The sequence below is a fragment of the Vibrio sp. IB15 genome, from assembly GCF_016406055.1.
Taxonomy (GTDB): Bacteria; Pseudomonadota; Gammaproteobacteria; order Enterobacterales; family Vibrionaceae; genus Vibrio; species Vibrio chagasii.
Genome location: NZ_JAEFCE010000047.1, coordinates 11,247 through 23,849 on the forward strand (window position 1 = coordinate 11,247; position 12,603 = coordinate 23,849).

Annotated in this window: 19 protein-coding genes; 1 reads left to right on the plus strand and 18 read right to left on the minus strand. The window is 44.4% G+C overall.

From position 1 onward, the window contains the following. Nucleotides 1-24: 24 nt before the first annotated feature. From JC606_RS16610 to JC606_RS16680, 16 genes are all read right to left on the minus strand, one after another. Nucleotides 25-708: a hypothetical protein gene (locus tag JC606_RS16610; RefSeq protein WP_198779008.1), complete on the minus strand. Its 684-nt coding sequence runs from the start codon at nucleotides 706-708 to the stop codon at nucleotides 25-27. Then, complete coding sequence (locus tag JC606_RS16615) at nucleotides 708-1,358, minus strand: hypothetical protein (protein WP_198779009.1); 651 nt, start codon at nucleotides 1,356-1,358, stop codon at nucleotides 708-710. The genes JC606_RS16610 and JC606_RS16615 overlap by 1 nt, the downstream gene beginning before the upstream one ends. Continuing rightward, on the minus strand, nucleotides 1,355-2,278 hold the full coding sequence (locus tag JC606_RS16620; RefSeq protein WP_198779010.1) for a hypothetical protein: 924 nt from the start codon (nucleotides 2,276-2,278) through the stop codon (nucleotides 1,355-1,357). Before JC606_RS16620 ends, JC606_RS16615 begins: the two co-directional genes overlap by 4 nt. Beyond that, on the minus strand, nucleotides 2,259-2,465 hold the full coding sequence (locus JC606_RS16625) for a hypothetical protein (RefSeq protein ID WP_198779011.1): 207 nt from the start codon (nucleotides 2,463-2,465) through the stop codon (nucleotides 2,259-2,261). The genes JC606_RS16620 and JC606_RS16625 overlap by 20 nt, the downstream gene beginning before the upstream one ends. Next, nucleotides 2,465-2,611, minus strand: a complete 147-nt coding sequence (locus JC606_RS16630; RefSeq protein WP_198779012.1) for a hypothetical protein — start codon at nucleotides 2,609-2,611, stop codon at nucleotides 2,465-2,467. Before JC606_RS16630 ends, JC606_RS16625 begins: the two co-directional genes overlap by 1 nt. Nucleotides 2,612-2,613: 2 nt before the next feature. Further along, complete coding sequence (locus tag JC606_RS16635; RefSeq protein ID WP_198779013.1) at nucleotides 2,614-2,886, minus strand: hypothetical protein; 273 nt, start codon at nucleotides 2,884-2,886, stop codon at nucleotides 2,614-2,616. 9 nt (nucleotides 2,887-2,895) lie between these two features. Next, nucleotides 2,896-3,711 carry a major capsid protein P2 gene (locus JC606_RS16640; protein WP_141925965.1) on the minus strand — a complete coding sequence of 272 codons (816 nt, stop codon included), beginning with the start codon at nucleotides 3,709-3,711 and terminating at the stop codon, nucleotides 2,896-2,898. A 12-nt stretch (nucleotides 3,712-3,723) separates the two neighbouring features. Further along, the gene (locus JC606_RS23560) at nucleotides 3,724-3,852 is read right to left on the minus strand and encodes a hypothetical protein (RefSeq protein ID WP_256099348.1); all 129 of its coding nucleotides are present in this window, start codon (nucleotides 3,850-3,852) and stop codon (nucleotides 3,724-3,726) included. Nucleotides 3,853-3,983: 131 nt separating this feature from the next. Then, nucleotides 3,984-4,748 carry a hypothetical protein gene (locus tag JC606_RS16645; protein WP_198779014.1) on the minus strand — a complete coding sequence of 255 codons (765 nt, stop codon included), beginning with the start codon at nucleotides 4,746-4,748 and terminating at the stop codon, nucleotides 3,984-3,986. Continuing rightward, entirely contained in the window at nucleotides 4,708-5,175 is a 468-nt protein-coding gene (locus JC606_RS16650) for a hypothetical protein (protein ID WP_198779015.1), read from the minus strand. Before JC606_RS16650 ends, JC606_RS16645 begins: the two co-directional genes overlap by 41 nt. Next, entirely contained in the window at nucleotides 5,162-5,701 is a 540-nt protein-coding gene (locus JC606_RS16655; protein WP_198779016.1) for a hypothetical protein, read from the minus strand. Before JC606_RS16655 ends, JC606_RS16650 begins: the two co-directional genes overlap by 14 nt. Further along, nucleotides 5,694-6,011 (minus strand): hypothetical protein, encoded by a 318-nt coding sequence (locus JC606_RS16660; protein WP_198779017.1) that lies wholly within the window; start codon nucleotides 6,009-6,011, stop codon nucleotides 5,694-5,696. The genes JC606_RS16655 and JC606_RS16660 overlap by 8 nt, the downstream gene beginning before the upstream one ends. A 64-nt stretch (nucleotides 6,012-6,075) precedes the next feature. After that, nucleotides 6,076-7,905, minus strand: coding sequence for a replication endonuclease (locus tag JC606_RS16665; protein WP_198779018.1), 1,830 nt, complete (start codon nucleotides 7,903-7,905; stop codon nucleotides 6,076-6,078). Continuing rightward, nucleotides 7,905-8,099: a hypothetical protein gene (locus JC606_RS16670; protein ID WP_198779019.1), complete on the minus strand. Its 195-nt coding sequence runs from the start codon at nucleotides 8,097-8,099 to the stop codon at nucleotides 7,905-7,907. The genes JC606_RS16665 and JC606_RS16670 overlap by 1 nt, the downstream gene beginning before the upstream one ends. Before the next feature lie 2 nt (nucleotides 8,100-8,101). Further along, entirely contained in the window at nucleotides 8,102-8,296 is a 195-nt protein-coding gene (locus tag JC606_RS16675; protein WP_198779020.1) for a hypothetical protein, read from the minus strand. Between the two features lie 10 nt (nucleotides 8,297-8,306). Next, the gene (locus JC606_RS16680; RefSeq protein ID WP_016783608.1) at nucleotides 8,307-8,561 is read right to left on the minus strand and encodes a pyocin activator PrtN family protein; all 255 of its coding nucleotides are present in this window, start codon (nucleotides 8,559-8,561) and stop codon (nucleotides 8,307-8,309) included. Between the two features lie 133 nt (nucleotides 8,562-8,694). Between JC606_RS16680 and JC606_RS16685 the strand changes: the two genes are divergently transcribed. Then, the gene (locus tag JC606_RS16685) at nucleotides 8,695-9,300 is read left to right on the plus strand and encodes a S24 family peptidase (RefSeq protein ID WP_048667338.1); all 606 of its coding nucleotides are present in this window, start codon (nucleotides 8,695-8,697) and stop codon (nucleotides 9,298-9,300) included. A gap of 373 nt (nucleotides 9,301-9,673) precedes the next feature. On the opposite strand, the gene JC606_RS16690 is transcribed toward JC606_RS16685, so the two are convergent. Beyond that, on the minus strand, nucleotides 9,674-10,960 hold the full coding sequence (locus JC606_RS16690) for a hypothetical protein (protein ID WP_137408846.1): 1,287 nt from the start codon (nucleotides 10,958-10,960) through the stop codon (nucleotides 9,674-9,676). A gap of 22 nt (nucleotides 10,961-10,982) precedes the next feature. Next, nucleotides 10,983-12,233, minus strand: a complete 1,251-nt coding sequence (locus JC606_RS16695; protein ID WP_137408845.1) for a magnesium transporter — start codon at nucleotides 12,231-12,233, stop codon at nucleotides 10,983-10,985. Nucleotides 12,234-12,603 lie beyond the last annotated feature (370 nt).

Below are 12,603 nucleotides of genomic sequence, written 5' to 3' on the forward strand. Positions count from 1 at the left end.
ATATTCATTACCGTCAACGCCTTGTTAATCCGGTATTGGGGGAGAGACTTGCTCAGCAATCCACGCCTTTTTGACATGAATAAACCCAAACAAGCTTTCTAACGTTGCAGGAGCCTCTTCCAAGTAAACCATCACATCATTAGTTATATCTTCCACATCGAAAGACATTTGAAGCTCTGACTCTGCAATACTGGCTACATCGCCTGCTTGAACATTGAGAACGACATCAGACGAACCACCAAATACCAATGACGAATCGCTCGAAGAGTACGCTGCTGTCACACTGCAATACGTACCTCTATATGATGGGGCTGCTTGAGTCTTAATTCCGATTACGCAAGAAATAGGCGCACTCATAGCACTTACTTTCGCAGCCGTTGACGCATCGAGGTTTACTTTTCCTTTGAGCGTAACCCCAAGCAGAAAGGAGACAGAATCATAAGGTTCTGCTTTCGTTAGCAAGTCGACAGCCGATTTCAATTCCAACCTTCGACCGTATTCACCATTAATGCTCTCATCTCGATGATACAGAGCGGCATTATGACCGCGCTCAGAGTCATCATGAGTGTTGTTTAAGATGGTCACGAAACCAGATGCACTCCCACCATATTGAGCATCTAGAGGAACACAGGACAAAACATTAGCCCCGACTTCCCCAACGGAGCCCGAATTCGAAGAACCTTGGGGCGGGTTTGAAAGTTGAAACATTAAATAAACTCCCCTACTTTTACGCTGTCACCCAACGCACCTTTCAGCGTCACAATGGCATCTGTTTGAATTAACGCGTGACCGCCAGCCGCAAGGTCAATAAAGCCTTGCACCAAGACGGGACTAGCATTTCTCGTGGAAGCCTGAATAAAGAGCCCTTTACGCCCTGCTTTCCCATCAATAACTTGCTCATCGCTTGTTAAATCCAGTAATCCACTGCCGACCTTTTGCAAGGTGTACAAGTCAGCAAGCTTTTCCACCTTGAGGACATCATTTTGAATGCGTGTTTTTACCTCGGCTTGAACTTCGCCCACCTTGATAGGGGATAGAACTTTATCAACCGTAATTGGCGTTAAAATCTCGCTGATCGCTACCGAATTACTGATATCAATTTTTTGTGCTTTGGTAATGATTGGAATATCTGCAATTTGATACTCAATCGTCACGGCATCCGCTTTGTGATTAAACAGTTCAAGCTCATCAAAACGAGTAATATCAACCGTGTCACCGCGCTCAATCTCTACAGGTCGCAGAGCATCACCGCGCAACATAACGGTATTGCTAGCCTCCCGCATGATGAGGTACTTACCCGACTGACCAGCATTAAATTTAATGGTTTCACCCATCTTTAAGGTATGCAGTTGCTTCATTGCTTACGCCCCGCGAACATATAAGCCATAGTTAACACTGAAACGAGGATCCCCACGATAAGAGACACATTTTTCAGTAACTCGTTATTGCTTTCGTTCTCACCCGTTTGCTCTCGTGCTTTTGCCGCCCCTGCTATAGCAAGTGCCGCTTTGGTCGTTTCCGTTTGTTGGCCTGCCATAGACTTAATGGAATCTATCGCGTGCTCACTAAGGTTTGCATTTGCATCTAATGCACTCTCACCAAAACTGAATGCTCCATCTAAAGCTTTCTCACCAAACTCCAAAGACGCATCAACGGTATCTGCTGAAAAATCTAATGTGTCAGTTCCGAATTTAAACGCCTCTTCTGCCGTTCGACCTGCAACTGCCATTGCACCATGGTCAGTCATGCTTAAATTAATGTCAGAGTTTTCTATCCCTGACAGAGCAAAGCCATTGTTATCACCACCGATACCTTGGCTATTACTTTTGTTTGTGGTTGTGGTGACGGTTTTAGCGTCACTTCTTGAGCTGCTTCTTCCGCCCATATCATCAAACCTTATCTGTAATACATGCTCATTCTTGTGAGTTTCAATCTCTCGAACGGGCAATCGTAATTTACGCTGAATATAGCGATAGGCTCCGCGTTTACTAAAGTGAGCGCGAATGGAGTCAAACCCATTCGCTTTGCCGTGATTAATTGCACTGAGCGTCCCTGCTGCCATATCCCCCGCTAAAGCCACCACAACCAACTCTTTTGAGCCTGATTGTGACTGCTCACCACGCAGTAACATGTAGGTATCTTCCACTCGATAAAGGGACTCTCGCCCCTCCTTAACTTCAATTTCTGCTTGCTTGAGGTAATCACCAAGGGCTTTACATAGCCTCGGCTTGGCATTACTCCAAGTCTCAGGAATTAAGTTACTTTCGAGTGAGAACATACAGCGCAATCAGAGCAACAAGCGCAATTCCCCACCACGGTATGCCGTTGTTACTGCCAAAATTCATTCCGCCAACAGTAAAGCCACTGTTATTCGTAGTGTTAGACGTGTTACCTGACTTTGCAGGACCCGAAGACCCGCCTGTCAGACCACCACCACCCGTTAAAGACGTCAAAGAACCTAGCATTAGCGAAATACTCCCGATTTGTAGGCAAGGTATAAAAGGGCAACCACTGCGGTGGCAGTCAGAGCTTTATTGATACCCTGACTAACCCCAAACCCAAGCGCAGACCCAAGCCCAAGACCACCTAACCCCATGAAAATTAATGGCATAACTATTTACCTTTCAGCATGGTGACAAGTAGAACCAGCACTAACAGCGCAGCAATACCGCCACCGATATAAAGTAGGGTGTTATCTTTCGCTACAAGTGAGCCTTGAGGGGTTGTAACTGCATTGCCGTTGTTATCAACAACGGGTGCATTTGGCTGTTGAGTAGTGCTCGGGTTAGATGAATTATCATCATCACCAAACAGCCAATCGGCATTTTCACCTACGCTATCGAGCGCACCGCCCCCAAATTCCAAGAGGTCATCAAAAAAGCTCATATCGGCTCCTTAGCTGCGACCCGCGAGCATTTCTGGGCGAACCACTTTCACTGATTCAACCAAGATAGGAATTGAGCCAGCTACGTCACTTGTTGTTACAGAGAACTTCAAGTTAGAGCTGTGCTGCGTTGGAAATAGCTCATCAATAGAGAAACCACGCACGATTGGGTCGAAATGAAAGTAACCCGCTTGAGGTGTACGCTCATTACGCTTAGCGTTCGCTTCATTGATAAACTTGTTGGCTTCGTACTCTTTAACAAAGTCGCGCTCAACTTCGAGTTTAGTTATACCCGTATGCATAAAGTGAGCACGACGAAGACTAATCAACGGGCTTGATACTAGGCTTGTAAATTCGTTTACCCCTGCCGCATTCGCAGGCATGGTTTCACGCTTGACCATTGGCACAATAATTCGTGCAGGCTGCGCATTCGTTACCCACGCATGAACTTGAATTGATAGCGGGTCACCACTGGCTTTCGCTTTAAACTGAATATCCAAGTGAATATTGTCACCCGCTTCCGTTACCAGTCCGGTGTAGCGAACACCATTTTTGGTGCGAGCAGTGATATCACTGAATGGGATCACATAATGACCCGTTGTATGAGCACGTTGTTTGTAGCGCTCAAGCATCAAAATCTCACTACCCGTTAAGACATAGATTTCTTCTGCATTAAGCGTGATAGACAAACGCTCAATATCGGCAGCTTCTGCATTGGTTTCTAATACCAACTCTTGATAAGTAGGTCCGACAGGGATAGGTAGAGTACCTTTTTGTCCCCAAGCAGCACCGACCATTGAGTTAAGTTTGATTGGTTTTACTGACATGTTTATATCTCCTTAAAACCAGCCACGCTTGCCGTTAATGAGTTCTTTGACTGCTTCTAGCGTTGATACGTTATTGATGATGGCAATCACCAGTAAGGTCAGTGCTACAGCAATCAACATGTTTTTATGTTGTGCTTTCATAAGCTCCCCTGTCTCTCGACGTTGGATTGTGAATAATCAAATTGAGCGTTTATCAAATAGGAGTGAGGTGAAAAAAGGAAGGAAACGTAACCTATAGGTTGAACGGGTAACCTATAGGTTAAAAAGATCGATTAACGGTAGTTTAAATTGAGTTTAGAGCCAGACTGACAGTTAAACGCTTTGTGCTCGATATTGCCGATACCATCACCAATCAATAAATATTCGGCTATCGGTTTGCCAATGCGCTCTTTATTGACCTTGGCAGACTTTAGCCCTGCAACGGTGTTGACATCTAACCCACGCTTATCAGCAATCCAGTGTGCATCACTCATTGAATTGACTGCCCCCACCCACCAAACACTTGATTGTTCAGTCACTGTTTTAGGTACCTCTTGACCACGTTGAAACACCGTATGAACAACGAGACCATACTGACGACCACCTCGTAAAAGCTCACCCGCACGCCCCCGAAGCTTGCCTGCGGTTTCAACACATGAGGCTAATTCCTCGATAACGGTATAGAGTTTATTAGCTCGACCATTACCCACCGACCAAACCACCGATGCAAAGAACTCTAATTCATCGCCAGTTGCTCCGTTCTTGGGGATATAAGCCAGCTTAAACGACCCACCACGACGACGCGCCATAATGAGTGTTTTGACAAAGGTTAAACGTGATGAAGTGCCGTGACACATTTGGCCTTGGAACTTGCTTCCTGCGTAGTTGGTGTAGGGGTCAAAGAAGACCACTTGAGCCGCTTTGGGAACGAGTCCCAAATGCTTAACTGCTGAGGTTTTACCTCCACCTGTTCCCGCCACATAGATCGTATGTTCGGCATCATGCGACGGGTTCGAGTTAACGGGGTTCGGTAGAGCTAGGGGCTTCAACTTTTTCACCGTCCACCTCCTTTGATTGTTGCAGCATTACCAATTGCTTTTTAGACGCATAAATCAAACCAAGAACCGCAAGCAATAAAGTTGCCTCTTCGATGTAATCCCCAAACACGCCCATAAGCGCATTACCGTGTTTTGCAAAGACAGGCTCTGCAGCATCCATCACCGCTTGCTTACCTTTACCGTCAAACTCAAATTCAACCCCTGAAATGATGGAGGTCGCTTGCTCAGTTAAGGCAAACAAAATATTCAGTAAGCCCGCCATAGCTTGAGTTTTATCTTCGGTTTGCGCCTCAGCTGACTCGGTTAGACCAATCAAATCGCTATCGGTTTTCTCTTGTTCTTCAAGCTGATTAATAACGGAGCCAAAGTCCCCCCAATCATCCAGTTCAATTTGCTCACCTGGCAAAGTTTCGTTAGCTTGCTCCATGCTCACCCCCTTGCGGTTGTTCGGTTGGGGCTTTCGGTAGCAATTGAGACACCGCCCAAATGATGAAGATAACCGACGCTAACCCCGCGAACACTCGTTTAAAGGGGAATTTACTTAGTGGACTTTCTGTTTTTTCAGTTACGACCGTTTCGGTTACCTCTCGGTTAGAAACCTCGTCTTTACTGACTTCATCCACTTGCACCGATTCGGTTAACTCAATTGCATCGGCAGGGCTAGGCTCAGTAATCAAATCAGACTCAATAACCGAACCTTTTTCGGTTGGGTTCGGTTTAAGTTCGCTTAACTCTGCGACAGAATTTGCTTTGATGAACTCCGTAACCTTTTTACTATTCGAACTATTGCCGCACTCAGGGCAACGGTAATACATGAGCCCAATGTTACGACTGTTTTTGGGTGGCTCACCAGACGCGATCAATTGCCCCTCACCCACTTGGTGAGTAGTGGCTGCTGACTGGCAAACAGGACAAGAAATATACCCGCGAACAGGGTTTTCATATTTAGCCATGTTTCACCTCAACGCTCTCTACTTCACTAAGCTTTTCTTGGTTAGCCACAACGACAGCTCGGTATTTACTACGTGCCACCCCGTTGAGTTTTTCGAGCTGCTCTAATTGCTCAAATAAATTGACGGGAAGCCCTAATGCCTCCAATGATAGGTTGCCACCCATCAGCATTCCCATGGCTTTTTTCATGAGCTTGCTGGTATCCATTTCTTTGAAGCGGTCGATTTCCACTTTCATGTTATTCGTTAGCTTTTCAGCCGCATCCAAAGCGGCTAAGTCTCTTTGGCACTCTTCAAGCGATAGTATTTTCATTTTAATCCTCTGTCTCACGACGTTGTTTAGTGTTTAGCCCCTGATTCACATCGTTGGCAATGGTTTAATACACAATCAGACGGTTGTTTCTAAAGCTGATACTCGTGTATTTATCAATTTGAACTTTGGCTCCCCGCATCAGCGGTGATATCAAGCATTGGACTCCCTCCACGCTCCATCCGGTCGCGCGTTGAAGATGTTCAACTAAGGGAGAGTTACAGTTATTTTCAGTGCTCCAAGGTGAGACGCTCCGCGCCTCTTGAAGACGCTTCACGTCTTTTTTCTTAACGAGCGAATAGCACTCGCTAGATGTTTCGATAAGACGACCGAGCCAAGAAAAGCCGATCACCTTTTTGGTTATTTCACCGTATTGGTTTTGTTTCGATTGGTAGGCAACTTTTGCACTATCAGCCAATTGGCAGAACAGCGACCACTTCGAAGAATCTGCCGCTTGACGCAGCTCTTCGAGCTTTGGGTCTATCATGGTCTGTTCCGGTTTTGCCCTGCGTAGATTTCGCCAAAGGGACACAGGTTTGCCACCAAATTGCTGAAATTGACGGATGCGGTGAGTGGAAGCCCAAGCACGAGCACGATAGGCAGATTCTTCACCCTCGCTTTCTGGCATGTGCTTACCGTTGATATTCTTAGAGACGTATTTAGCAATGTAGGCAGTCGCCCCGCCCTTTTTCGGGTCTGCCTCTTTCACATCAAAGCGAGGTGAAATATCAGAGCCAAGCTCGAACCTGTCCTCAGAGATCGCGCACGACTTTAAGGTTTCGATAATCAAGTCTTTGTCGTCAGGTGAGCAAAATAGAAAGTAGTGAGCATGACTGGTCGCGTCCTTATGTGGCTCAGCTACTCGAAACCCAAAATAATGAATATCTTCTTTGGCTAGCATTGCTCGGCCTAACGCCCATTGCTGCATGAGAACTTGGTGACCGTCTTTGATACTCGCACCATTCCACTTTTTAGAGACTCGGTGGTATTTACTCGGCAACGTCCAAGTAATAAAGAGCGCGGTATAACCTAAGTCTTGAGCCAACTCTTCAAAGCCACGAGATCGCACCATCATTTCAATACGACGATTTTCTGGATTCGCGGTCGTTCGCTTGACCACATCCTCAAGATTGAAAGAATCGCCCGTCTCGTTATTCATCACTGCCATAGTTTCAAGGAACGCTTTAGCGTCTCGCTGTTTCTGTTTCCAGTTGGCAAATGACAACGCACTGATCACCGGTGACTGATGTTTTCCCTCTCCAACTCGCTCAAGCGTGATTTGTGAATACTCAATGTATTGCGCTCGGAGGTGTAACAAGCGTCCCTCTATCCAAGATTCAGATTGCATCTTGAGTACGGCTACCTGTAGGTCTTGTTCTAACTCTTCCGGTTTCTTGTCGCGTTTTTTAAGGTTCACTTGTGGAGCATTAACATGAATCGTTTTTAGTTCAGCTTCCTGTAATTGGTAAACATGCTCTATCGCATCTAAAAAGCTTTTGAATACTTCGGGTTGGCTTTCTTCGGTAAGCAGTAACGCACACTTATCAGCGAACGTTTTTGCTAGTTCACTAACGGCATCATCACGCATCAAAATATCGTGGCTTAACGGTTGAGTTCGAGTCTTGGCGCGACTATCAACAAACGGGAATTTGTCTTCAATGAAGTGCGCTCTTTTCAGCCCAAACTTAACGGCATCTTCTGCCGCTAGTATCAGATTTTCTTTGGTAGGGTTTTGGCGTTGTTTACGTTTGGCTATTTTACGCTTCACATCGTTACGCACGATTTTAGGCAAGCGAGGAAAGAAGCGTTTAGTGAACGCAGAGTAACGAGTGAGTTCCCCTGCGTCACTTTTCGCTTCCATGTTAGCAAGTGCGGCTATCATCGCTTGTTCGTTCATTACAGCCCCGTACACGAATGATTTGTGCAAACGTAATTCATCGGTCTAGCTTTACTCTTTGAACGCTTCGATAAGCCGTGTTTCTCGCGCAATTTATCTAACAAGTAGATAGAGCGTTCGCGTAGCTCCGGTTTTGGGTCAACCATGCCAAGCATATCGGGACAAGGTAGGTGGATAGGGTCAGATACCTGCATGTCTATTCCTCCAAACTTTCCAATAACATGGTGGCTTCTAGGAACTGGTTATAAATTGGGTATAAGAATTCAAACTCAGGTGAAGACTCGCTTAAACAAGACAAGCGACCTTTAATAATCATGAAAAGCTCTTTGGCTTCACTCGAATGAGAGAGGTCTACGCTAACGCTGTGATTCGGAGTCGTTACATTATTCATGCTCAATCCTCTATCCGTTTACCGATAGCCAATCTTGCTTGGCTTCTGCATGACGCTTATCAATGTATGCTGCCAAGTCTTCAATCTTGACTAGCGAAGGGCTACGTTCTGAATCACGTAACTTAAAAGTAGGAACGGGGAAGTCACAGCCTTTGGCTTTTTGTTCTGCCGTCTTTGGAGTGATGCCAAAAAATTCTTGGCTGATCTGTTTAAGTTCAACAGTCGGGTTTTCAAATCGCGCAAGTAAAGCAAATCTTGTGTTCATAATTCCTCCATGTAGTACACTTGAGGTAACTGTAACCAATTCACAATTCCTCAGAGTTCCTCAAAGTCGATTTGAGTTAATTATGAGGCATTACTTTTTGATTTCAACACATTTTTGAAGAATTGAGGCGATAATGAGCGAGTTTGAGTTAAGTTTGAGGAAGTTAAAGGAGGTTACGAATACCTCTACGAATGCAGAGCTAGCAAAGGTTTTAGAGATATCTCCAAAGACGATTTATACGTGGAGAGAGCGTCAAAACATCCCTGAAAAAATATTCCTCAAAGCTAGACAGCTATCACAAAAGGCCGTCAGTTTGCCTACTGGTTATCTTGAGCTTAAGTTTTTCGATATTGAGGTGAGTGCTGGACAAGGCACGCTTGTTGAAAAAGAAGAAGAATCTAGCGCAATGGTTTTCAGTGAGAAATTTATTAGGCAAGAGCTTGGCTTTAACCCAAACAATATCTTCCTGATGCCCGTTCGCGGTGACAGCATGATCCCAACTCTTAAGAATCAAAGCGTTGTAATGGTGAACCGTGTTGATGGTTTTTCTACTGATGGGATTTACGTATTCAGATATGACAATCGATTGATGGTGAAGAGACTTCAATTTCTACCAAACGGAATCAAGGTAGTCAGTGACAATAGTGCTTATGAAGCATGGGAACTTGGAAAAGAAGAGATTAAAGGTAACGACTTCGAGATCATCGGTGAGGTGGTTTGGTCAGGCCAAAGAATGTAACGCGTAGAAGTATCTATTGAGTGCGGTACTCCTATAGTACCCCTCAAACTAGCTCAGCCCTTGCTAAGGCTGCTTAATCAATCCAATCGAGCATGGGTGCAACGGATAAGCGGTTTGATTGGAATTTACTCATGTTACCTGGCTTGGTCATTGTTTTACCTAATAATTTTACCCATCAAATCCGCTTTGAATATTGTGGAGTTTCACACACTCAGTAATAAAGCGGTTATCGTGATCAAAAAAACAGCTAATAATACACAGGGAGCGGAAGAGTTTCAAAAAGAAAGCGAAGTGGCTAATAATCGAACCAACGCGGTTACCAGCTCGTATCTGGACCAACAATTGCAATTCAAAGGCCACCAGCCACCTCAATCTAGCTTACCGGTTTTATTTCAAACCAACGACTATTGTCCTCATTATTACAACGAAATGATTTTGTTATGGTGTTTCTATTTGATTGGGTAATTTGGATGCAAATATGCAAATCACGATTATCTCGTATTGGTGTACGTTCACTTTCTCCATGCTGATTCAGCACTCTAAAATGCTGCGTCTTACGATATTTGTCTAAGCTGTTTAGTGATATTTGAGTCTCGCAGTACACTGATACTGCATGTTTACTAAGTCTTTTGGCAACAGAGATACTCTCCGCTTTTTGCAAACACATCTTAGATGATGCTTTTTGCGGACTAAATTGAGACTGCATCCGAGTTTTTCGTTTACCAATACTTCGAAAACTTCCAGGTCGAATCAATTTATATCTTCGGTAGAAATTAAATTTGTTAAGCTGCTTAGTGATCTTTAATTTGAGAACTTCTTTGACTACATCACGCCCACCATAAAGTAAGCAGATCAATATAAGTAGACTCAAAGTCAAATGTCCATCCTGTTTCATCAAATGAATATTGAACATTAACACGACTGACATAGCGAGCATGCTGCTTAAAGCAATGGTTATCAGGTGGTTTACGGATGCACGGCGCTGAGCACATAAGTGTTCATGCCGATAAGCCGGCCAACTAGAGGCAAACTCCTCGATTTCATCACGATACCCCGTTCCACTATATGCTTTCTTTCTCTGTTCGTATGGACGCCAGCCTGCAATATGGTTGCGTTCAAACAAAAGCCGAGACAAACAGCTCAACACAGATTGCGATGACGACTCTGCATGATTGTCTCTCAACCTTTCATAGAGTTTTAACAGCTCTTGGCATGCGATGACCAATAAGCGTTGATGTAATGAGCGCGCCGATGGGCAACGCTCAAACAAAAGAGCAAACTTATAATTTACCCTCTCCACCTGCCAACACAAAGATGGCACGCCAGGGTATCCAGACTCACAACAAACCGAAAGACAACGTGCACGTATCGCAGTATGGAACGACGTTAACCATTCCACTAGTCTACTTTCAGTTGTAGGACACCAGTGACCCATTTCCAGAGAGATGAGCTCCAGTCGAGCTTCTTCAGTTAATAGACTATCAGTGTTGTGATAGAGGAATATTGAACGGTACAGATCATCAGTTGCCTCCTCACTGAAATCTGCAACTGAATAACGTTGGCTATCCATATAGATCTTGATATCTATGGTTCCAACCTCACCACCTCGTAGCATCTGGGACACCATTATAGCGTTGCTAGCTCTCCATTCTATATTCATGATGACAACTCCTACTCTGAGGTTAAGACAAACCGAGTAATCGAGTAGTACAGAAGAAATAGATTAGCAGCCCACCAATATCAACGATGGTGGTTATCGCTGGACTAGCGACAACGGCAGGGTCTAGGTTGAGTCGTTTAGTCATCATAGGTAGCATAGCGCCAATAACGGTAGAAGAGACTATTTGGAAGAAGAGTGCTAGGCCAATTGCACAGCCCAACATGGTTAATGTCAGATTCGCCGGCAACTCAACGCCATAAGACAGTAAGCTCACTTTACCTAAGGTAATAAAAGCCAGTGCACCACCAATAACAATGGCAATGCGTGTTTCCTTCCACAACACGGACAGCCAGTCACGCAGCTTGATGCTTCCTAACGCCAGAGAGCGCACCATCACAGTCGCAGACTGCGTACCAGCATTACCGCCAGAGTCCGCTATCATTGGCATGTACAAGGCCAAAACCGTAAACGCTTCAATTGCATCTTCATAACTATGGATCACCATACCGGATAGCAAACCCAATATGGCTAGGCCTATTACCCAGACAATACGCTTACTCACATGATCCATAACAGACAAGTTCATATAGTCGCCGACATGACCATCTTGCTGAATGCCCATCAATCGTTCCATGTCTTCAGTTTGCTCTTCGGTAACGATATCTATCGCCGATTTAGCCGATAGCAAACCGACAGGAAGTCCCTGACTATTTAAGATTGGAACAACGTCAAAACGACTTTGTTTGAGTAGCGCCACCGCATGTTCTTGTGATGCGCTAAAATGACAGCTGATGGCATGATGTACAATCTCAGACAGTTTTAAATCAGGTTGAGACTTAAACAACATATCCAGTTTGATTAGGCCAACAAACCGTCCCATATCATCGACGATAGTAAGACAGGCAAACTCAACATACAGACTGTTCAATGCTTTTTTCGCCTGCTCTACGGACATATCATGATAGAGCACTGTCATTGCTGCGGAATTAACAGCATGGATAACTGGATGCCTTGCTTGAAGAAACAGCTCTACATCTTGCTGATAGTCGAACCCCTCAAGTGAACAAAGACGTTGAAGCGACTCTGCCGATAACTGAGGAGTAAAACAAAGCGCTTGCTGAATGTATTCAGCGTTAAAATGTTGGTTAAGCTTTTGTATCTCACGTATTTCAATCCAATGATTAAAAAGAGTGAAATCTACCTGAGTCGCACCAGACTCGAAGCTAACGGTTTGATGATGGTTGTATTCGTTTACTGTGTTAATAACGGTCATAATAACGCACCTTTTTATTAGATATGACGATCCCTTGCCCTATTCGAGCAATAGAAAAAAACCTCATTTTCAGGTGGTTACTAACAAGATAACGTTTGAGTTTCAAAGAAAGAAACCAACGTCATTAATAAGAGGGAGAGAAGAATTGAAGGGGGAAACAGTGTTTAGTCCATATTACTCCAATAGGATCCTCGCTCTTGAGCTAGTAATCCACCTTCGACTGTCGTTTTCCATAATATTTCTCCTGTAAAAATATGGGCGCATAGTAGGTATCTGACGCCTCATAGTCAACAATATCAATATACAACTTAGCAACTATGATGTTGCAAAATATTTCTCTCAATAACTTGAGATTTAAATTTGCTTAGTT